General features: G+C 73.8%; 18 protein-coding genes. 8 read left to right on the forward strand and 10 right to left on the reverse strand.

All coding sequences use genetic code 11. The features are described 5' to 3' along the window. Positions 1-139: 139 nt before the first annotated feature. From LWC33_RS11395 to LWC33_RS11405, 3 genes are all read right to left on the reverse strand, one after another. Entirely contained in the window at positions 140-556 is a 417-nt protein-coding gene (locus tag LWC33_RS11395) for a VOC family protein (protein ID WP_233304257.1), read from the reverse strand. Between the two features lie 179 nt (positions 557-735). Next, complete coding sequence (gene arc, locus LWC33_RS11400; protein WP_233304278.1) at positions 736-2,493, reverse strand: proteasome ATPase; 1,758 nt, start codon at positions 2,491-2,493, stop codon at positions 736-738. Positions 2,494-2,708: 215 nt separating this feature from the next. Then, positions 2,709-3,575, reverse strand: coding sequence for a tRNA (adenine-N1)-methyltransferase (locus LWC33_RS11405; RefSeq protein WP_233304279.1), 867 nt, complete (start codon positions 3,573-3,575; stop codon positions 2,709-2,711). 385 nt (positions 3,576-3,960) lie between these two features. Between LWC33_RS11405 and LWC33_RS11410 the strand changes: the two genes are divergently transcribed. Together LWC33_RS11410 and LWC33_RS11415 are read left to right on the forward strand one after the other, a co-directional pair. Beyond that, positions 3,961-5,085: a RecB family exonuclease gene (locus LWC33_RS11410; RefSeq protein WP_233304258.1), complete on the forward strand. Its 1,125-nt coding sequence runs from the start codon at positions 3,961-3,963 to the stop codon at positions 5,083-5,085. Between the two features lie 56 nt (positions 5,086-5,141). Beyond that, positions 5,142-5,882, forward strand: coding sequence for a thioesterase family protein (locus tag LWC33_RS11415; RefSeq protein WP_255691644.1), 741 nt, complete (start codon positions 5,142-5,144; stop codon positions 5,880-5,882). 93 nt (positions 5,883-5,975) lie between these two features. Here LWC33_RS11415 and hisG read toward each other — a convergent pair whose 3' ends face one another. From hisG to metH, 4 genes are all read right to left on the reverse strand, one after another. After that, on the reverse strand, positions 5,976-6,860 hold the full coding sequence (hisG, locus tag LWC33_RS11420; protein ID WP_233304280.1) for an ATP phosphoribosyltransferase: 885 nt from the start codon (positions 6,858-6,860) through the stop codon (positions 5,976-5,978). Between the two features lie 74 nt (positions 6,861-6,934). Continuing rightward, entirely contained in the window at positions 6,935-7,198 is a 264-nt protein-coding gene (locus LWC33_RS11425; protein ID WP_232868606.1) for a phosphoribosyl-ATP diphosphatase, read from the reverse strand. A 218-nt stretch (positions 7,199-7,416) separates the two neighbouring features. Beyond that, a complete protein-coding gene (locus LWC33_RS11430) occupies positions 7,417-8,142 on the reverse strand; it encodes an HAD family hydrolase (RefSeq protein WP_233304260.1) in 726 nt (241 codons plus the stop codon). Then, on the reverse strand, positions 8,132-11,701 hold the full coding sequence (gene metH, locus LWC33_RS11435) for a methionine synthase (protein WP_308190931.1): 3,570 nt from the start codon (positions 11,699-11,701) through the stop codon (positions 8,132-8,134). The genes LWC33_RS11430 and metH overlap by 11 nt, the downstream gene beginning before the upstream one ends. A gap of 76 nt (positions 11,702-11,777) precedes the next feature. Between metH and LWC33_RS11440 the strand changes: the two genes are divergently transcribed. Continuing rightward, positions 11,778-12,674 (forward strand): PAC2 family protein, encoded by an 897-nt coding sequence (locus tag LWC33_RS11440; protein WP_233304261.1) that lies wholly within the window; start codon positions 11,778-11,780, stop codon positions 12,672-12,674. An 83-nt stretch (positions 12,675-12,757) separates the two neighbouring features. Then, positions 12,758-13,840: an MFS transporter gene (locus LWC33_RS11445; protein ID WP_233304262.1), complete on the forward strand. Its 1,083-nt coding sequence runs from the start codon at positions 12,758-12,760 to the stop codon at positions 13,838-13,840. Positions 13,841-13,861: 21 nt separating this feature from the next. Here LWC33_RS11445 and mshC read toward each other — a convergent pair whose 3' ends face one another. Both mshC and LWC33_RS11455 read right to left on the reverse strand, forming a co-directional pair. Further along, the gene (gene mshC, locus LWC33_RS11450) at positions 13,862-15,100 is read right to left on the reverse strand and encodes a cysteine--1-D-myo-inosityl 2-amino-2-deoxy-alpha-D-glucopyranoside ligase (RefSeq protein WP_233304263.1); all 1,239 of its coding nucleotides are present in this window, start codon (positions 15,098-15,100) and stop codon (positions 13,862-13,864) included. Between the two features lie 52 nt (positions 15,101-15,152). Continuing rightward, on the reverse strand, positions 15,153-15,848 hold the full coding sequence (locus LWC33_RS11455) for a GntR family transcriptional regulator (protein WP_233304264.1): 696 nt from the start codon (positions 15,846-15,848) through the stop codon (positions 15,153-15,155). Positions 15,849-15,929: 81 nt separating this feature from the next. On the opposite strand from LWC33_RS11455, the gene LWC33_RS11460 reads away from it, so the two are divergent. From LWC33_RS11460 to LWC33_RS11475, 4 genes are read left to right on the forward strand one after another with little or no spacing between them, the layout of a single operon-like run. Further along, on the forward strand, positions 15,930-17,372 hold the full coding sequence (locus tag LWC33_RS11460; RefSeq protein WP_233304265.1) for a sugar porter family MFS transporter: 1,443 nt from the start codon (positions 15,930-15,932) through the stop codon (positions 17,370-17,372). Then, positions 17,369-18,286, forward strand: a complete 918-nt coding sequence (locus tag LWC33_RS11465) for an N-acetylglucosamine kinase (protein WP_233304266.1) — start codon at positions 17,369-17,371, stop codon at positions 18,284-18,286. The genes LWC33_RS11460 and LWC33_RS11465 overlap by 4 nt, the downstream gene beginning before the upstream one ends. 29 nt (positions 18,287-18,315) lie before the next feature. Next, complete coding sequence (locus LWC33_RS11470) at positions 18,316-19,323, forward strand: SIS domain-containing protein (protein ID WP_233304282.1); 1,008 nt, start codon at positions 18,316-18,318, stop codon at positions 19,321-19,323. Then, a complete protein-coding gene (locus LWC33_RS11475) occupies positions 19,320-20,528 on the forward strand; it encodes an N-acetylglucosamine-6-phosphate deacetylase (RefSeq protein ID WP_233304267.1) in 1,209 nt (402 codons plus the stop codon). The genes LWC33_RS11470 and LWC33_RS11475 overlap by 4 nt, the downstream gene beginning before the upstream one ends. A gap of 9 nt (positions 20,529-20,537) precedes the next feature. Here the strand turns inward: LWC33_RS11475 and LWC33_RS11480 are convergent, their stop codons facing one another. Then, positions 20,538-20,705 carry a hypothetical protein gene (locus LWC33_RS11480; RefSeq protein ID WP_233304268.1) on the reverse strand — a complete coding sequence of 56 codons (168 nt, stop codon included), beginning with the start codon at positions 20,703-20,705 and terminating at the stop codon, positions 20,538-20,540. Positions 20,706-20,844: the final 139 nt, after the last annotated feature.

The following is a 20,844-nucleotide window of genomic DNA, read 5'->3' on the forward strand; positions in this document are numbered from 1 at the left end:
CGCGCACTCTCGGCTGCTCAGGGGGCCTTGAGTGCACGCACGCGGTGATTTGGGCTCCAACTTGATCAACAGGAGCTGAGGGCTCGATCTGGGCGGAGGAAGAACCCTCAGCTCCTGGTGATCACGTCCGCGCGCCGGGTCAGGTCTGCGGCAACGCGGCGAAGAGGTCGACGTGGTTGCCGTCGGGGTCGCGGACCGTGGCGTAGCGCTGGCCCCAGAAGGCGTCGAAGGGTTCGCGCTCCGAGGGTGCGCCGGCGGAGGTGAGGGCGGCGTGGGCCGCATCGACGTCTGCGGGCGTGTCGTAGCCGAACGCCAGCGCGAGCCGGCCCTCCCCCGTCGGCGGCGCGAAGTCGGGGGTGAAGCTCGCGATCGTGGCCTCGGTGTCCAGGGCCAGGCGGTTGCCGCCCGGCAGCGGCAGGTCGACGTGCGGTTGGTCCTCCGCCCCGTCGGGCACGTCTAGGCCGAGCGCCCGGTAGAAGGCCAGCGCCTTCGCCAGGTCGGTGGTCACGATCTCGAAGAGGGTGCTGGTGGGTCGAGGTGTCGGTCGCGGTCCCATGCCGGCCACGCTAGGGATGCCGGCCACCCCTCGTCGTGAACGGATCGGCCAGGCTGCGCAGCAGCAGGGCGGTCACGGGCTGCCCCAGCCGCGCCCCCGCGTAGTCCGCGGCCGGGAACGCGCGAGGCCCCGCCCGGCGAACCGGGCGGGGCCTCGTGAGTACTGCTGTACTGCGACGCCTACAGGTACTGGCCGGTGTTCGACGCGGTGTCGATCGCGCGGCCGGTGGCCTCGTTCTTGCCGGTGACCAGCGTGCGGATGTAGACGATCCGCTCGCCCTTCTTGCCCGAGATGCGGGCCCAGTCGTCCGGGTTGGTGGTGTTGGGCAGGTCCTCGTTCTCGGCGAACTCGTCGACGATCGCGGACAGCAGGTGCGCGACCCGCACGCCGCGCTGCCCGGTCTCGAGGACCGACTTGATCGCGGACTTCTTCGCCCGGTCGACGATGTTCTGGATCATCGCGCCCGAGTTGAAGTCCTTGAAGTACAGGGTCTCCTTGTCACCGTTGGCGTAGGTGACCTCGAGGAACCTGTTCTCCTCGGACTCGTCGTACATCCGCTCGACGACCCGCTGGATCATCGCGTCGACGCAGGCCTTGCGGTTGTCGCCGAACTCGGCCAGGTCCTCCTCGTGGACCGGCAGGGTGTCGGTGATGTACTTCGAGAAGATGTCCTGCGCCGCCTCGGCGTCGGGCCGTTCGATCTTGATCTTCACGTCCAGCCGGCCGGGCCGCAGGATCGCGGGGTCGATCATGTCCTCGCGGTTCGACGCGCCGATGACGATGACGTTCTCGAGGCCCTCGACACCGTCGATCTCGGCCAGCAGCTGCGGCACGATCGTGGTCTCGACGTCCGACGACACGCCGGAGCCGCGGGTCCGGAAGATCGAGTCCATCTCGTCGAAGAACACGATCACCGGGGTGCCGGCCGAGGCCTTCTCGCGCGCCCGCTGGAAGATCAGCCGGATGTGCCGCTCGGTCTCGCCGACGAACTTGTTGAGCAGCTCCGGGCCCTTGATGTTCAGGAAGAACGCCCGGCCCTCGTTGGGGTCGTCGCCGCGCTGGGCCGCGATCTTCTTGGCCAGCGAGTTGGCGACGGCCTTCGCGATCAGCGTCTTGCCGCAGCCGGGAGGGCCGTAGAGCAGCACGCCCTTGGGCGGGCGCAGCTCGTACTCGGTGAACAGCTCGGCGTGCAGGAACGGCAGCTCCACCGCGTCGCGGATCTGCTCGATCTGCTTGAACAGGCCGCCGATGTCCTCGTAGCCGACGTCCGGGACCTCCTCCAGCACGAGGTCCTCGACCTCGGCCTTCGGCACCCGCTCGTAGGCGTAGCCGGCCTTGGTGTCGACCAGCAGGGAGTCGCCCGGCTTGAGCGGCACGAAGTTCGGGTCGGACTCGTCGAACAGCGGCGCGGCGAGCCAGACGACCCGCTCCTCGTCCGCGTGTCCGACGACCAGCGCCCGTCCGGCCAGACCGTCGAGCGGCTCGGCCAGGACCTCGCGGAGGCCGCAGACCTCGCCGATCTTCTCCCAGTCGCCGGCCTCGACGACCGTGAGCGCCTCGTTCAGCCGCACGGACTGCCCGCTGCGCAGGGTGTCGAGCTCCACGGCCGGGGAGACCGCGACGCGCATGCGCCGGCCGGAGGTGAAGACGTCGACGGTGTTGTCCTCGTAGGACGTGAGGTAGACGCCGTAGCCGCTGGGGGGCTGGGCCAGGCGGTCGACCTCCTCGCGGAGGGCGACGAGCTGGCTGCGCGCCTCCTTGAGGGTCTCGGTGAGCTTCTCGTTGCGCGCGCTGAGCTGGGAGAGCCTGCTGGCGGACTCGGCGAGCCGCTGCTCGAGCAACCGCGCGTGCCGGGGGGATTCGGTCAGCTTGCGCCGCAGCATCGCGACTTCTTCTTCGAGGTAGCGGATCTGTGCCGCCGCCTCCGCCGGGGACAGGGCCCCGCCGTCGCCTGGCTGGTGAGTGCCGGGACCGTCGTCGTAGGGGTTCACGGCATCCTCCCTCCGTGTTCCGTTTCCATACGGTACCCGTAGACGTCGCCCACGGCGGTGAGGCGATCTGGTGATCCGTCACTCACGCGGACGGCACCTTGACGCCACCGGAGTCTCTGGTTCCCGTAATCGAGCGGTTCTAACGGCGGGGCCGAACGCCCTCAGCGACTGGTCGGTCTGCGCTGGGGGCGCGGCGGGACCACGCCGTCGGCGAGCCGGCGGGCGGTCACCAGGAACGCTGTGTGACCGATCATGCGGTGCTCGGGGCGGACGGCCAGTCCGACCACGTGCCACGGCCTGATCAGCGATTCCCACGCCTGGGGCTCGGTCCAGCACTGCATCTCGCGGAGCTTCTCGACGAGCGTCGACAGCTGCGTGGTGGTCGCGACGTAGCCCACGAGCACCCCGCCCGGGATGAGGGCGTCACGCACCGTGTCGAGCTGCTCCCAGGGCGCGAGCATGTCCAGGACGGCGCGGTCCACGGGCTCGGCGCGCCCGTCGTGGGTCGCAAGATCACCGAGGCGCAAGGTCCAGTTGGGTGGCGTGTCGCCGAAGAACCGTCGCACATTGCGTTCGGCGTGTTCGGCGTGATCGGGGCGGATCTCGTAGGAGACCACCGAACCGGAGGGGCCGACGGCCTGGACCAACGAACAGGTCAGCGCGCCGGACCCGGCGCCCGCCTCGAGCACCCGCGCACCCGGGAAGATGTCGCCCCACACGAGGATCTGCGCCGCGTCCTTCGGGTAGATCACGGCGGCGCCGCGGGGCATCGACAGGACGTAGTCGGCGAGCAGCGGCCGGAGCGCGAGGTACGGCGTGTTGGCCGCGGAGTGGACGACGGAGCCCTCCGGCCTGCCGATCAGATCGTCGTGCGCTAGGGCGCCCCGGTGGGTGTGGTAGGTGCCGCCCGCTTCGAGGACGACGGTGTACTTGCGCCCCTTGGGGTCGGTGAGCTGCACCCGGTCGCCCTCGCGGAAGGGGCCGCCGCGGGCCCGGAACCCGGCCGCGTCGCCCGCCCCGAGCGCGATCCCGGCGTCGGTCGGTTCCCCACCGCCGGCCGCGTGCTCGTCGGCGTCCGCGTGATCGACGGCGCCGGTGTCATCGGTGGCGTCGGCATCATCAGTTGCATCCGCGTACTCGCCGGCGACGACGTGTCCAGCGGTATCGGTGGGCTCCGGCGCGTCGGCACCCGGTCCGGCGACGGCATCGGTTCCGGGGTCGGCGCGGAGATCGGAGTCGGGCACGGGGCGCAACGCTACTTGCCCGGTTCCCGGCGGTACGGCCGGGGCGCCCGCTCCATGCCCGCTCCGTGCCCGCTCCGTGCCGGTCCCGCCGGTCCCGCCGGTCCCGCCGGTCCCTGCCCGGCCCGCGCACGGCCCGGGACTGTCGGTGGGCTCGCCTAGCCTGACGGGCGTGAGCGAGCTGGCGGGCATTCCCGCGACCGTGCCGGTCCCGGGCGTCCCGGGTGCGGGATCCACGGAGGACACGGGGGCGGAGGCAGGCCCGGCCGCAGGGTCGGACGCGGCGGCGACCGCGGATCCGCACGCGGCCGAGGAGCGCCGTCGCCCGGCGCTCTCCCCGTCGCGCGCCGCGGACTTCAAGCAGTGCCCGCTGCTCTACCGCTTCCGCGCCGTGGACCGGCTGCCCGAGGCGCCGAGCGCGGCCGCCCTGCGCGGCACCCTGGTGCACTCCGTGCTGGAGCGGCTGTTCGACCTGCCGGCCGCCGACCGCGTCCCGGCGCGGGCGAAGGCGCTGGTCGGCCTGGTGTGGGCAGAGATCGCCGCGGAGACGCCGGAGCTCGCGGCAGCGGTGCTCGCGGAGCTGCAGGAGCGGGCGGCCGCGACCGCGGAGGCAGCGGAGGCACCAGCGGAGGCACCAGAGGAGGCACCAGAGGAGGCACCAGCGGAGGCAGTGGAGGCGGCGGAGGTCTCGGAACCCGCCGACCTGCTCCCCGCCTGGCTCGCCTCGGCGGAGGCCCTGCTCGACACCTACTTCGCCCTCGAGGACCCGCGCTCCTTCGAGCCGCAGTCCCGGGAGCTGCTCGTGGAGACGGAGCTGGGCTCGGGAGTGCCGCTGCGGGGCTACCTCGACCGGCTCGACGTCGACGCCGAGGGCGGGCTGCGGATCGTCGACTACAAGACCGGTACGGCGCCGCGGGAGGCGTCGGAGGCGCGGGCGCTGTTCCAGATGAAGTTCTACGCGCTCGCCCTGCTCGAGCTGCACGGCACGGTGCCCGAGCAGCTGCGGCTGGTCTACCTGGGCGAGGGCGGCGAGGAGCTGACCTACCGCCCCGAGGCCGGGGAGCTGCGCCGCTTCCAGCGGATCCTGGAGGCGATCTGGGCGGCGATCCGCGAGGCGGACCGCACCGGCGACTTCCGCCCCCGGCGCGGCCCGGGCTGCGCCTGGTGCGCCCACCGCGCGCTGTGCCCCGCCTGGGACGGCACGCCGCCGCCCTACCCGGGCTGGCCCGAGCTCCGGGCGGCATCCGGCCCCGCACACGGGGACGCACACGGCGGCGGGGCATCATCGGCCGCGTGAGCGAGGAGCCCTTCTACCGAATCGTCGACGAGAACGCGGGCCGCTACCACGCGACGATGTCGACCGCAGGCCCGTGGTTCGCCGACGCCCAGCACCTCGGGCCGCCGTCGGCGCTGCTGGTGCGTGCCTTCGAGCGCTGCGCGCCGAGCAGGCCCGACGCTCCCCCGCTGCAGCTGGCCCGCTACACGATCGAGATTTTCGGCGTGGTGCCCGTCGGCGACCTGGAGGTGCGGGCCTGGATCGAGCGGCCGGGCCGGACGATCGAGATGCTGGCCGCCGAGATGACCGCGGGCGGGCGTGCCGTGCTGCGGGCCCGCGCCTGGCGTCTCGCGGTCGGCGACACCGCGGGCGCCGCCGTGGGCGCGGCCGCCCCGCTGCCGGCGCCCGAGCAGGCGGCGCCGCAGGGCGAGCGGCCGCACGGCTGGCTCCCCGGCTACCTCGACGCCGTCGAGTGGCGCTGGCTCGACGGGAGGTGGGACGAGCTCGGGCCGGGCCGCGCGTGGGGCCGGCTGCGGGTGCCGGTGGTGGAGGGCGAGGAGCCCACGCCGCTGCAGACACTGGCGGCGATCGCCGACTCGGCCAACGGCGTGGCGGCGTCCCTGCCCGTGCAGGACTGGCTGTTCGTGAACACCGAGCTCAGCGTGCACCTGCACCGCCCGCCGACCGGCGCGTGGACGGGCATCGACGCCGCGACCGTGATCGGCCCGACCGGCACCGGGACCGTCACTGCGAAGCTGTTCGACGCGGACGGGCACGCCGGACACATCAGCCAGGAGCTGACAGTCCGGCGCCGCTGAGCCCCGAACGCCGAGCCCGAAACAATCATTGAGAACGCGACGGTCCCGGCGGCGCACGCCGCCGGGACCGCTCGCGCAACCCTCAGTGCTGACTCAGTACTGGCCGCCGTCGACCGCGCGGCAGGACCGGATCTCCGAGGTCAGGATGGCCTTGGCGCCGAGGGCGGCCAGCTCGTCCATGACCCGGTTCGACGCCTGCTTGCGCACCATCGACCGCACGGCCACCCAGTCCGGGTCGGCCAGCGGGGCGATGGTCGGGGCCTGCAGACCGGGGGTGATCCCCTTGGCCGCCTCGAGCTTCTCCTTGGGGCAGTCGTAGTCGAGCATCAGGTACTGCCGGGCGTAGACGACGCCGCGGATCCGCTCGGTGAAGATCCGCTTGAAGGCCTTGATCTCCTCGGTCTCCACGCGGTCCATCCGCGGCTCGCGCTCGATCAGCATGGCCTCGGACTCGGCGATCGGGTCGCCGATGACCTTGAGCCCGTGCTGGCGCAGCGTGCGGCCGGAGGACACGACGTCGGCGATGGCGTCGGCCAGGCCGAGCTGCACGGAGATCTCCACCGCGCCGTCGAGCTTGATGATGGTCGCGCCGATCCGCTTGCCGGACAGGTGCGAGCGGACCAGCCGCGGGTACGACGTCGCGATCGTGCGGCCGTCGAGGTCCTCGAGCTTCCAGTCCTTGTCCTCCGGCGCGGCGAACCGGAACTTCGAGGCGCCGAAGCCCAGCTTGAGCACCTGCTGGACCTGGCTGCCGGACTCCTCCATGAGGTCGTGCCCGGTGATGCCGAGGTGCAGGTCGCCGGAGCCGACGTAGGTCGCGATGTCCTTCGGCCGCAGGTAGAAGAACTCGATGCCGTTCTCGTCGTCGACCATGGACAGGTCGCGCGAGTCGGAGCGCTGCCGGTAGCCCGCCTCGCGCATCATCGTCGCGGCGGGCTCGGCGAGCGTGCCCTTGTTGGGAAGAGCGACGCGGAGCATGGGTGTGGCTTCCTTCGGGTGGGTACGGCGGGTGCCGGACGGGGCGGGGGTGGTCGTCGACACGGTGGGGCTCCCTACAGGTACTTGTAGACGTCCTGCAGACCCAGGCCGCGCCCGAGCATGATCACCTGCGCGCGGTAGAGCAGCTGGGAGATCTCCTCGGCCAGCGCGGCGTCGTCCTCGTGCTCGGCGGCGATCCAGACCTCGCCCGCCTCCTCGAGGAGCTTCTTGCCCTGCGCATGGACGCCGGCGTCGAGCGCCTCGACGGTGGCCGACCCGGCGGGCCGGGTGGCGGCCTTCTCGCGGAGCTCCTCGAAGAGCTCGTCGAATGTCTTCACGTCCCTGCGATCCCTCTCCAGCCGACTCCTGCGCACCCAGTGTCGGGGGCGCTCCGCGCGGTCACGAACCGGATCGTCCGCGGTGAGGCCGCCGGACCACGGGATGCGCCGGGCGGTGGCGCCTCCGGGCGGCTCACCCGGACGGATGCGCCGCTCGTCGCGCGTCCGACACGCCCGACGGTACCCCGCGGCCGAGGGCGGGCGCCCGACCGGCCGGGTCAGGCCGCCTGCTGCTCCCGCACCTCGCGGTGCGCCGCGGCCAGGTCCGTGGCGGTGAGCCCCTCCAGCGTCGGCCGGACGACCCGGCCCGGGCCGGGCGGGATCGGCACCTCGCAGGGGACGGCGAGGACCGTGGCCCCGGAGGCCTCGGCCGCCGCGATCCCGGTCGGCGAGTCCTCCACGGCCACGCAGTCCTCGGGCGCGAGGCCCAGCAGCGCGGCCGCGCGCAGGTAGGGGTCCGGCGCCGGCTTGCCGCGGGGCACCTCGTCGCCGCAGACCGTGACGTCGAAGTGCTCCACCCCGATCCCGACCAGCGCCTTGTCGGTGAGGTACCGGCCGGTGTTGGTGACGAGCGCGGTGGCGAGGCCCGCCTCGCGCACCGTCCGCAGCGCCGTCAGCGCGCCCGGCCGCCACGGCAGGCCGCCCTCGAACATCTCCGCGGTCCGCCCGACGAGCCGGCGGGTGGCCTGGTCGGCCAGCTCCGGCGTCTGGACCACGCCCGCCTCGCGGAACACGATCGCGAGGCTGTTGCGGAGGTTCCCGCCGAGGGTCTCCCGGCGCGCCTGCGCCGAGAGGTCGGTGCCGCCCAGCCAGCGCAGCACCTCCACGAGCGAGCGGTCCCACACCTTCTCGGAGTCGATCAGGGTCCCGTCCATGTCGAACAGGACCGCGGCGGGCGGCACGGCGTCGACGTCCCGACCCGCCGGGCGCTCCTCAGCCGGCATTGAAGTACTTCGCCTCCGGGTGGTGCGCGATCAGCGCGTCGGTGGACTGCTCGGGGTGCAGCTGCAGCTCCTCGGAGAGCTCCACGCCGATCCGGCCCGGCTCCAGGAGCTCGACGATCCTCGCGCGGTCCTCGAGGTTCGGGCACGCGCCGTAGCCCAACGAGTAGCGGGCGCCGCGGTAGCCGAGGGAGAAGAACTCGGTGACGTCGGCCGGGTCCTCGTCGGCCACCGTGCGGCCGGTCGACCAGGTGAGCTCCTCGCGGATCCGCTTGTGCCAGTACTCGGCCAGCGCCTCGGTGAGCTGCACGCCCAGCCCGTGGACCTCCAGGTAGTCCCGGTAGGCGTCCTTGGCGAACAGCTCGTTGGCGTAGTCCGCGATGGGCGCGCCCATGGTGACCAGGTGCAGCGGCAGGACGTCGATCTCGCCGCGGGCCAGGGCGACCTCGCGCGGGCGCCAGAAGTCGGCCAGGCACAGGTGCCGGTCGCGGCGCTGGCGCGGGAAGGCGAACCGGTGCCGCTCCGGGGCGTCGGCGAGCTGCTCGGTGAGGACCAACAGGGAGTCCTTCTCCGCGACGGCCGGGAAGTACCCGTAGACCAGCGACGCGTGGGCGAGCACGCCCTCGGCGGTGAGCCGCTCGAGCCAGTACCGCAGCCGCGGCCGGCCCTCGGTCTCGACCAGCTCCTCGTACGACGGGCCCGACCCGCCCTTGGCCCCGCGCAGGCCCCACTGGCCCAGGAAGAGGGCACGCTCGTCGATCATCCCGCTGTACTCGGCCAGCGCGACGCCCTTGACCACCCGGGTGCCCCAGAACGGCGGGACCGGCAGCGGGTTGTCCAGCGCCACGTCCGACCGCTCCGGCAGCGGGCCTGCGGTCTCGGCCTCGGCGGCCCGGCGCTTGGCCGCGATCCGCTTCGACCGCTCGTGCCGCTCCTTGCGCTCGGCGGCCTTCCGCTCCTCCTCCGGGTCGACGGCAGGCGCCAGGCCGCGCTTGCGGGCCATCGTGGCGTCCATCAGCCGCAGGCCCTCGAAGGCGTCCCGGGCGTAGGAGACCCGGCCGGCGTAGACCTCCGACAGGTCGTTCTCGACGTAGGAGCGGGTCAGCGCGGCGCCACCGAGCAGCACCGGCATGGAGTTCCCGCGGGAGTTCATCTCCTGCAGGTTCTCCTTCATCACCACCGTGGACTTGACCAGCAGCCCGCTCATCCCGACGGCGTCGGCCCGGTTCTCCTCGGCGGCCTGCAGGATGGTGGCGATGGGCTGCTTGATGCCCAGGTTGACGACCGTGTAGCCGTTGTTGCTCAGGATGATGTCGACGAGGTTCTTGCCGATGTCGTGGACGTCGCCCTTGACCGTGGCGAGGACGATCGTGCCCTTGCCCTCGTCGTCCGTCTTCTCCATGTGCGGCTCGAGGTGGGCGACGGCCGTCTTCATGACCTCCGCGGAGGCGAGCACGAAGGGCAGCTGCATCTGCCCCGAGCCGAAGAGCTCACCCACCGTCTTCATACCGGCCAGCAGCGTGTCGTTGACGATCTCCAGCGGCGGCCGGGACTGCATCGCCTCGTCGAGGTCGGCCTCCAGCCCGTTGCGCTCGCCGTCGACGATGCGCCGCTCGAGGCGCTCGAACAGCGGCAGCGCGGCCAGCTCCTCCGCCCGCCCGGCCTTGGCCGACGACGCGGTGACGCCCTCGAACAGCTCCATGAAGCGGTTGAGCGGGTCGTAGCCTTCCCGCCGGCGGTCGTAGACCAGGTCGAGGGCGACGGAACGCTGCTCGTCCGGGATCCTCGACATCGGGAGGATCTTCGCGGCGGACACGATCGCGGTGTCCAGCCCGGCGTTCACGGCCTCGTGCAGGAAGACCGAGTTGAGCACCTGGCGGGCCGCGGCGTTGAGCCCGAACGACACGTTGGACACGCCGAGCGTGGTCTGCACGTCGGGGAAGCGGCGCTTGATCTCGCGGATCGCCTCGATCGTCTCGAGGGCGTCCCGGCGGACCTCCTCCTGCCCGGTGGTGATCGGGAAGGTCAGCGTGTCGACGACGATGTCGGAGACCCGCATGCCGTGGTTCGTGGTGAGGTCGGTGATGAGCCGGTCGGCCACCCGGACCTTCCAGTCCCGGGTGCGCGCCTGGCCCTCCTCGTCGATGCACAGCGCGACGACCGCGCAGCCGTGCTCGCGCACCAGCGCCATCACCCGCTGGAAGCGCGACTCGGGCCCGTCGCCGTCCTCGTAGTTCACCGAGTTGACGATCGAGCGGCCGCCGAGCAGCTCCAGCCCGGCCCGCAGCACCTCGGGCTCGGTCGAGTCGAGCATCACCGGCAGGGTCGAGGCCGTGGCCAGCCGCGAGGCCAGCTCGGTCATGTCCGCCGCGCCGTCCCGCCCGACGTAGTCGATGCAGAGGTCGATCATGTGGGCGCCCTCGCGGGTCTGCTCGCGGGCGATCGCGACGCAGTCCTCCCAGCGCTCCTCGAGCATCGCCTCGCGGAACTTCTTGGACCCGTTGGCGTTGGTCCGCTCCCCCACCATGAGCACGGAGGTGTCCTGGCGGAACGGCACCGGGGCGTAGAGCGACGACACGCCCGGCTCCGGACGCGGCTTCCGCACCGCGGGCGTGACCTGCCCCACGGCCTCGGCGACGGCCCGGACGTGCGCGGGCGTGGTGCCGCAGCAGCCGCCGACGAGCCGCAGGCCGTAGTCGCGGACGAAGGTCGAGAGGGCCTCGGCCAGCTCCTCGGCCGAGAGCGGGTACTCGGCGCCGTTCGGGCCGAGGACCGGCAGGCCGGCGTTGGGCATGACCGACAGCGGCACGCGCGCCTGCTTGGACAGGGTGCGCAGGTGCTCGCTCATCTCGGCGGGGCCGGTGGCGCAGTTGAGCCCGATGAGGTCGACGCCCAGCGGCTCGAGCGCGGTCAGCGCCGCGCCGATCTCGGAGCCCAGCAGCATGGTCCCGGTGGTCTCGACGGTGACGCTGGTGATGATCGGGATGCGCCGGCCCTCGGCGGCCATGGCGCGCTGCACGCCGTGCACCGCCGCCTTGACCTGCAGCAGGTCCTGGCAGGTCTCGATGAGGAAGGCGTCGGCCCCGCCGGCCAACAGGCCGCGGCCGGTCTCGGTGTAGGCGTCGCGCAGCGTGGCGAAGCGCTCGTGGCCGAGCGTCGGCAGCTTCGTGCCGGGGCCGATGGAGCCGAGGACGTAGCGCGGCCGGTCCGCGGTCGCGGCCTCGTCGGCGGCCTCGCGGGCCAGCGCGGCGCCGCGCTCGGAGAGCTCCCGGATGCGGTCGGCGATGCCGTAGTCGCCGAGGTTGGGCAGGTTGGCGCCGAAGGTGTTGGTCTCGACGGCGTCGGCCCCCGCCTCGAAGTAGGCCCGGTGGATCCCCCGCACGACGTCCGGCCGGGTCGCGTTGAGGATCTCGTTGCACCCCTCGAGCCCGGCGAAGTCGTCGAGGGTCAGCTCCACCCCCTGGAGCATGGTGCCCATCGCACCGTCGGCGATCACCACGCGCTGGTCCAACGTCCCCAGGAGCGTGGTGTCGAAGCTGTGATCTGACGCGGCTGCGTTCACGGCTGACACCCCCTCAGGCTACCGGCGTCGCCCACCGGGCCCCTCCTGTTACCCGCGCGCGCCGTAGGGTGGACGGATGAGCGAGCGAGAGCAGCGGGCGGGGGTGCCCTCGGATCTGCCGGACCTGGTCGACCCGATCATGATCACGGCGTTCGAGGGGTGGAACGACGCCGGTGAGGCCGCCAGCTCCGCCGTGGAGCATCTCGAGCTGAGCTGGGACGCCGAGCCGCTGGGCTCCATCGATCCCGAGGACTACTACGACTTCCAGGTCACGCGGCCGTTGGTCCGGCTCGCCGGCGGCGTGACGCGCCGCATCGAGTGGCAGACCACCCGGCTGTCCACGGCGAAGCTGCCGGGCAGCGGCCGGCACGTCGTCATCGTCAACGGCATCGAGCCGAACCTGCGCTGGCGCTCGTTCTGCGCGGAGCTGCTCGAGTACGTCGACCGGCTCGGGGTGACGAAGGTCATCAACCTCGGCGCCATGCTGACCGACGTCCCGCACACCCGGCCCACCCCCGTGCGCGGCACGGGCTACGACACGGCCTCGGCGAAGAAGATGGGCGTCGAGCCGTCGACCTACCAGGGCCCGACCGGGATCGTCGGGGTGTTCCACAGCCTCTGCATCGAGGCCGGCGTCCCCGCGCTCTCGTACTGGGCCGAGGTGCCGCACTACGTCTCGCAGGCCCGGGTGCCCAAGGCCGCCATCGCGCTGCTGCTGCGCGTCGAGGAGGCGCTCGACGTCGAGGTCCCGCTGGGCGGGCTCCCCGAGCAGGCCGAGGAGTGGGAGCGCACGGTCAACGAGATGGCCGACGCGGACGACGAGGTGCGCGAGTACGTGCGCCAGCTCGAGCAGCAGGCCGTCGAGGACGACGAGGAGAAGCCGGTGAACCTCGCGGAGGCCAGCGGCGACGAGATCGCCGCGGACTTCGAGCGCTACCTGCGCCGGCGCGGCGGCTCCGGCGGCGGGAGCTGACCGGTCCGTTCCGCCGGGCCCGCCGGGCCGGGCTCTACCTGGGCGGTTTCCTCGGACCGTTCGGGGGCGGGGTCACCACGGCGATGCTGCCCGAGCTGGGGGCGAGCTACGGCGTGTCCCCCGGCGCGGCGTCGGCCTCGCTGACGGCGTTCCTGCTGCCCTTCGCCACGATGATGCTGGTCTCGGGGACGTTCGGCGAGCGCTGGGGACGCAGCCGGACCGTCCGGGGCGCGTACGTCCTCTACATGCTCTCCTCGCTGGCGTGCGTCCTCGCGCCGACCTGGACGCTGTTCCTGGGGGCGCGGGCGCTGCAGGGCGTGGCCAACGCCTTCACCACGCCGCTGCTGATGGCCGCGCTGGCCGCGTCGGTCGCGCCGGACGCCCTGGGCCGGGCACTGGGCTGGTACGGCTCGCTGCAGGCCGCCGGGCAGACGTCGGCGCCGCTGGTCGGCGGGCTCGCGGCCGAGGTGGACTGGCACTACGCCTTCTACGGCGTCGCCGCGGTGGCGCTGGCGCTCGCGGTGCTGGGCATCCCGGCCGACGAGCGTGGCGTCGTCCGGGCGCGCGTGCCACTGCGCAGCGCCTGGACGCCGGGCGTGCTGCGGCTCGGGCTCATCGCCGCGCTGGGCTGGGGCTGCCTCGCGAGCCTCGGCTTCCTGGTCGCGCTGCGGCTGGTCGACGCCTTCACGCTCGCGGCCGGCCCGCGCGGGCTCGCGCTGACCGGGCTCGGTGCCATGGGGATCGTCACGGCCCGGCTGGTGGGCGCGGGCGTCGACCGGCTCGGGGCGCGGCGGTGCGTGCTGGCCGGGGCGGTGTCCGGCGGGGTGCTGCTCGCCGGCGTCGGCCTGGCCCCCGTGCTCTGGCTGCTCGTCGTGTGCTGGGCGCTCGCCGGCATCTCCAGCCAGCTCATCCTGGTGGGGGTGAACGCGCTGGTCCTGAGCCGGGAGGGGGGCAACCGCGGCGGGGCCGTGTCGGTGGTGCAGTCCATCCGGTTCTTCGGCGCGGCCGCTTCCCCCGCCGCGCTGCCGCCGGTGTACCACGCCGACCCGCTGGCCGGGTTCCTCGTGCCGGCGAGCGTGCTGGCGCTCGTCACGCCCCTGGCCCTGCCGCGTCGGGGCCCGGCCGAGAACCCGCCCGACAGCACGGACGGCACCCTCGCCCACTGAGGCGGGGTGCCGCCCGGTGGGTCAGAGCGCGATACCGAGCAGGGCGTCGATCGCGGTGCGGGCCAGGCCGGGGGCGACGGCGTCGGTCCCCCGCCGCTGCAGCGCCTCGGCGGCCCAGGCGTCGACGGCGGCCAGGGCGCGCGGGGTGTCCAGGTCGTCCGCCAGGTGCTCGCGCAGGCTCGCGACCAGCCCCGACGCGTCGGGCGCGGCGTCGAGGGAGACTGCCTCGCGCCAGCGGGCGAGCCGCTCCTGGGCCGTGGTGAGCAGGTCCTCGGTCCAGGCCCGGTCCTCTCGGTAGTGCCCGGAGAGCAGCGCGGCGCGGACCGCGTTGGGGTCGACGCCCGCGGAGCGCAGCTTGGAGACGAACACCAGGTTGCCGCGGGACTTCGACATCTTCTCGCCGTCGAGCCCGATCATGCCGGTGTGCACGTAGTGCCGCGCGAACGGGTGGTCGCCGGTCAGCGCCTCGGCGTGGGCCGCCCCGCACTCGTGGTGGGGGAAGATCAGGTCCGAGCCCCCGCCGTTGAGGTCGATCTGGGTGCCGAGCCGGTTCAGCGCGATCGCCGCGCACTCCACGTGCCAGCCCGGGCGGCCGCGTCCCAGGTCCGAGTCCCACGCCGGCTCGCCGGGCCGCTCCATGCGCCAGAGCAACGCGTCGACCGGGTTGCGCTTGCCGGGGCGGTCCGGGTCGCCGCCGCGCTCGCGGGACAGCCGGACCATAGTCTCCTCGTCGTAGGTCGACTCGTAGCCGAAGTGGCCCGTGGCCGCGGAGTCGAAGTAGACGTCGGGGTACTCGGGGTCGTCGATCCGGTACGCCGCGCCGCCCGCCAGCAGCTTCTCCACCAGCTCGGCGATCTCGGGGATGGCCTCGACCGCGCCGATGTAGTCCCGCGGCGGGATCACCCGCAGCGCCTCCATGTCCTCGCGGAACAGCGCCGTCTCGCGCATGCCGAGGACCACCCAGTCGTCCTGATCGCGCTCGGCACGTTCCAGCAGCGGCTCGTCGATGTCGGTCACGTTCTGGACGTAGTGCACCTGGTGGCCGAGGTCCCGCCACAGCCGGTTGACCAGGTCGAACGCCAGGTAGGTGGCCGCGTGGCCGAGGTGCGTGGCGTCGTACGGGGTGATCCCGCAGACGTACATGGTGGCGGTGGCGCCGGGCGCGGTCGGCCGGACCCGCGCGGTCGAGGTGTCGTACAGGCGGAGCGGCGGTCCGCTCCCCTCGAGCGCGGGGAGGTCGACGGGAGCCCAGGTCTGCATGACGTCCACACTAAATGCTCACGACGGGTGGTCCGGGCGGTCGCCGTCACGGTCACACCGCACGGGCCCGGGCGACGAAGGTGAAGCGGTCCCCGCGGTACACCGACCGGGTCCACTCGACGGGCCGGCCGTCGGCCGTGTGGCTCAGCCGCCGGACGAGCAGCAGCGGGTGGCCGGTGTCGACCGCGAGCAGCTCGGCCTCGCGCGGATCGGCGAGCCGGCTCTGGACGGCGTCCTGGACCCGGTCGACCCCGCGCCCGTACGCCTCGCGCAGCGTGGCGTAGAGCGAGCCCCGGGCCTCCAGCTCCGCCGCGAGCCCGGGCAGGTCGCCCGCCAGCCGGGCGGTCTCCAGGGCGAGCGGCACCCCGTCGACCAGCCGGACCCGCTCCACGACCTGCACCGGCGCCCCGGCCGCGAGGCCCAGCCGGGCGGCGGTCTCGGCGTCGGCGGGCTCGGTGCGGACGTCGAGGATCCGGTTGGCGACCCGCTCGGGGCCCAGGTCGTCGGTGAACGACGTGAGCTGCTGCACCTCGACGAGCAGCGGCTCGGCGATGTAGGTGCCGCTGCCCTGCGTGCGGTCCAGCCGACCTTCCGTGACCAGCTCCGCGATGGCCTGCCGCACCGTGGTCCGGGACGTGTCGAAGCGCTCGGCGAGCTCGCGCTCGGTCGGCAGCGCGGTGCCCGGGGTCCCGGCCTCGACCAGGCCCAGCAGGGCCTGTTTCACCGTCCAGTACCGCGGCACCCGCACGACGCCCCCTTGACGCTCGAATTGGTCTATGCCAACCTACCAGCCATCACTTTGGTATAGACCAATCAGAGGGGCACGAGCGTGGGATTCATCGGGGAACTGCGCGGCTCGTCGAGGCTGGGACTGCTCGTCGCCGCCTCCGCCGCGACCGTCGGCGTCATCTACGGCTACGACCAGTCGAACATCGCCGGTGCGCTGCTGTTCATGACCAAGGACTTCGGGCTGAGCACGCACCAGCAGGAGCTGGTGACCACGGCCGTCGTCGTGGGCCAGATCCTCGGCGCACTGGGCGGCGGCGCGCTGGCCAACCGGATCGGCCGCAAGCCCGCCATGATCGGCGTCGCGACGACCTTCGGGCTGTTCTCGCTGCTCTCGGCGCTGTCGGTGAGCGTGCCGATGCTGCTCGTCTCCCGGGTGCTGCTGGGGCTGACGATCGGCGTGTCCATCGTGGTCGCGCCGGTGTTCGTGGCCGAGTCCTCCCCCGCCCGTGTGCGTGGCGGCCTGCTGGTGCTCTACCAGGTGGCCACGGTCGTCGGGATCATCGCCGGTTACCTGGCGGCCTGGGCGCTGGCGGGCACCGGGAGCTGGCGCTGGATGCTCGGTCTCGCCGCGGTCCCGGCCGCGCTGGTCACTCTGATGATCCTGCGCCTGCCCGACACCGCGCGCTGGTACGCGATGCGCGGGCGGCTCGCCGAGGCCCGCGCCGTGCTCGAGCGGCTCGACCCGAACGCCGACGCCGACACCGCGCTGACCGAGATCGCCGCCGAGTCCGGCGCGACCCGCCGCCACGGCGTGTGGCGCGAGATGCTGCGCAAGCCCTACCTGCGCGCGACGCTGTTCGTGGTCGGGCTCGGCTTCTTCATCCAGATCACCGGCATCAACGCGATCGTCTACTACTCCCCGCGGATCTTCGAGGCCATGGGCTTCACCGGCGACGCGGCCCTGCTCGGCCTGCCCGCGCTGGTCCAGGTGGCCGGCCTGGTCGCCGTCGTCGGGTCGCTGGTGACGGTGGACCGGATGGGGCGCCGCCCGGTGCTGCTCGGCGGGATCGGGATCATGGTGCTGGCGAACGTGCTGCTCGTCGTGGTGTTCGCGACCGGTGGCGGCACGGTGCTCGGGTTCCTCGGGCTGGTGCTGTTCACCGTGGGCTTCACGTTCGGGTTCGGCTCGCTGGTGTGGGTCTACGCCGGTGAGGCCTTCCCGGCGCGGCTGCGCTCGCTCGGCGCCAGCACGATGCTGACCGCTGACCTGGTGGCCAACGCCGTCGTCGCGGCCGTGTTCCTCACCCTGCTCAACGGGCTCGGCGGCGTGGGAACGTTCGTGGTGTTCGGGGTGCTCGCCCTGCTGGCGATGGTCTTCGTGCACCGGTACGCGCCGGAGACCCGGGGCCGGGAGCTGGAGGAGATCCGCCAGTACTGGGAGAACGACGGCCGCTGGCCCGCCGCCACGAACCCCACCGCCACCGACTCCACCGCCACCGACTCCACCGCCACCAACGGCTCGGAGCCGGAGGCCGCGCGATGACCGACCTGCTCGCGCTGGACATCGGCGGCTCGACGACGCGGGCGCTGCGCTGCACCGACGGGCGGCGCCGGTCCTCGGAGACCGGCTCGGCCAACCTCGCCTCCGTGGGCGACGTCGAGGCCGGCCGCCGGCTCGACGCGGCCTTCGCCGGACTGGGCGACCTCACCAGCGTCGAGGCGGTGTGCGCCGGGGCCGCGGGCGCCGACTCCCCCTCCACCGTCGCCCGGCTGACCGCCCTCCTGGCCGCGCGCGTGCCCCACGCCCGGGTGCTCGTCGTGCACGACACCCGGCTGATGCTGGCCGCGGCCGGGCTCGACGCGGGCGTCGTGCTGATCTCCGGCACCGGCTCGGTCGCCTGGGGCCGGCGGCCCGACGGCCGGCACCTCCGCGCCGGTGGCTGGGGCTACCTGCTCGGCGACGAGGGCAGCGGCTGGTGGGTGGCCCGCGAGGCCGTCCGGCACGCGCTCGCCCGGCACGACCGGGGCCTGCCGCACGACGCCGTGACCGCGGCCCTGCTCGACGGGTGCGGGCTGGAGGGCTGCGACGAGCTGCTCGACCACGTCTACGGCCGGCCCGACCGCCGCTACTGGGCGGCCCGTGCCGACACCGTCGCCGGACTCGCGCCCGCGGACCCGGCCGCCACCGCGATCCTCGGCCGCGCCGCCGACGCGCTCGCCGGCCTCGCCCGCTGCGTGCTCGACCGGCTCGACCTGGCCGGCCCGGTCGTGCTCGGCGGCGGGTTCGCCGTGCACCGTCCGGTGCTGCAGCGCATGATCCGCGACCGGATGCCCGGCGTGGACCTGCAGGTCCTGCGCACCGACCCCGTCCTCGGCGCGCTGCACCTCGCGCGCGCCCTCGTGAGCGCCCCGGAGATCCCGGCCGGCGCCGTCCCCGTCCTGGAGGAGACCCCGTGACCACGACCCTCGGTGGCCCCGGCGCGCTGATGGCCTCGGAGACCGCCCAACAGCCCGCCGTCTGGCGCGGCCTGCTCGCCGAGTCCGGCCCGTCCGGCGCCTCCGGGATCGACGCGGCGGCCGCGCTCGTGCGCCGCCGGTCCCCCCGGTTCGTGCTCCTGGTCGCCCGCGGGACCAGCGACCACGCCGCCCTGTACGCGAAGTACCTGGTGGAGATCACGCTCGGGCTGCCCGCGGGCCTCGTCTCGCCCTCGACGTTCACCGCCTACGGCGCGCGGCCGGACCTGCGCGACGTGCTGATGATCGCCGTGAGCCAGTCCGGCGGCTCCCCCGACCTGCTGCGCACGCTGGAGGTCGCGAAGGCCGGCGGGGCGCTCACGGTGTCGGTGACCAACAACGCGGGATCCGCCCTGGCCTCGACGGCCGACGCGCACGTCGACGTCCTCGCCGGGCCGGAACGGGCCGTCGCCGCCACCAAGTCCTACACGGCCCAGCTGCTCGCGCTGTACCTGCTGCTCGACCGGGTCCACGGGGGCTCCGGCGTGGCGGACGGGCTGCCCGACCTCGGCGACGAGGTGCTGGCCCGCGACGCCGAGATCGCCGCCCTCGCGACGCGGTACCGCTTCGCCGAACGCATGATCACCACCGGGCGCGGCTACTCGTACCCGACCGCGCGCGAGGCGGCGCTGAAGCTGATGGAGACCGCCTACGTCTCGGCGCAGGCCTTCTCCGGGGCCGACCTGCTGCACGGGCCGCTCGCGCTGGTGGAACCGCGGGTCCCGGTGCTGGCGGTGGTGTCCGCGGGCCCGGGCGGCGAGGCCTTCCGCCCGGTGCTCGACGCCCTGGCGGAGCGGAGGGCGGACGTCCTGACCGTCGGGAGCGCCGGGGCGGGGGTCGTGCTGCCGGAGACCGCCGACGCGCTCGCCCCGCTGCTGGAGATCCTGCCCTTCCAGCTGCTGGCCCGGCACGTCGCCGTCGACCGCGGCGGCGACCCGGACGCGCCGCGCGGGCTGCGGAAGGTCACGGAGACGTTGTGACGCCCTCCTCGTCCGTGGGTGGTCACCGCCCCGCCCCCGGCGGTCACCCCGCACGCCCCCCGGTCGGCGGCGACGTCGTGGTCCTCGCCGCCGACACCGTCGTCCTGCCCGGCTCGTGCGGGCCCGGCTGGGTCGGCCTCGCGGGCGAGCGGATCGTGGCGACCGGGATCGGCCGCCCGCCGCGACCGGCGGACCGGGAGCTGGGCGCGGCCGTCGTCGTGCCCGGGTTCGTGGACCTGCACGTGCACGGCGGGGGCGGCGCCGCCTACACGACCGGGGATCCGGAGGAGGCCGCCCGCGCCGTGGCCTTCCACCGCGCGCACGGCACCACCACCACGCTCGCCTCGCTGGTCACGGCCACGCCCGAGATGCTGCGCCGGGCGGTCGCGGCCCTCGCCGGGCTGGTGCAGGAGGGCGAGATCGCCGGCGTGCACCTCGAGGGCCCGTGGCTCGCCGAGGGCCGGTGCGGCGCCCACGATCCCGTCCTCCTGCGCGACCCCGACCCGGCCGAGCTCGACGCCCTGCTCGGCACCGGCGCGATCCGGATGGTCACGCTGGCGCCGGAGCGGGAGGGCGGGCTCGACGCGGTCCGGCGGGTGGCGGGGTCGGGTGCGCTCGCCGCCGTCGGGCACACCGACGCGGGGTACGGGCTCGTCCGGGAGGCGATCGAGGCCGGGGCGCGCGTGGGCACGCACCTGTTCAACGCGATGGCCCCGCTGCACCACCGGGAGCCGGGGCCTGCCGCCGCGCTGCTCGGCGACCCGCGCGTGACCGTCGAGCTGGTCACCGACGGCCTGCACGTGCACCCGGCGTTGTGGGACCTGGTGCTGGCCTCCGCCGGCCCGTCGCGGGTGGCCGCGGTGAGCGACGCGATCGTCGCCGCCGGCATGCCCGACGGGCGCTACCGGCTCGGTGAGCTCGACGTCCGGGTCGCCGGCGGGGTCGCCCGGCTGGCTGGCCGCGGCCCGATCGCCGGCAGCACCGCCACCGGCGATGCCCTGTTCCGCCGGATCGTCGACAATGCGTCCGACCGGACGTCCGGCCTGGTCAGGGCGGTGACGATGACGGCGTCGACGCCGGCGGCGACCCTCGGCCTCGACGTCGGCGTGCTGGAACCGGGACGCCGCGCCGACGTCGTCGTGCTGTCGCCCGAGCTGGAGGTGCAGGAGGTGTACCGGCGCGGCTCGCGGGTCCGGCCGATGTGATCACCGGCGTCACCACCACTCCTGCGGCAGCCTCGCCTCGATGTCCCGGACGTGCGCGCGGGCGCAGGCAGGGCAGAGCGCGCTCTCCCGGCCGTCGGGGTCCCGCTCGACGCTCCAGGCCAGGCGGGCGGGATCGCCGGGTTCGACCGTCGCCCCGCACCTCTCACAGGTCCACACGCGCTCCCCTCCCCCGCGAGTCGGCACTTCCGGGTCACCGAACCACACGGTCCCGTTCCCCCGAGACCCCGACCCGCAGGACTCAGCCTGGATCCACTGTCGATCTTGGGTCGTGCCGCTAGTTGATCTTTGGCGTCTG

It is taken from the genome of Pseudonocardia terrae (genome assembly GCF_021343995.1).
GTDB lineage: Bacteria > Actinomycetota > Actinomycetes > Mycobacteriales > Pseudonocardiaceae > Pseudonocardia > Pseudonocardia terrae.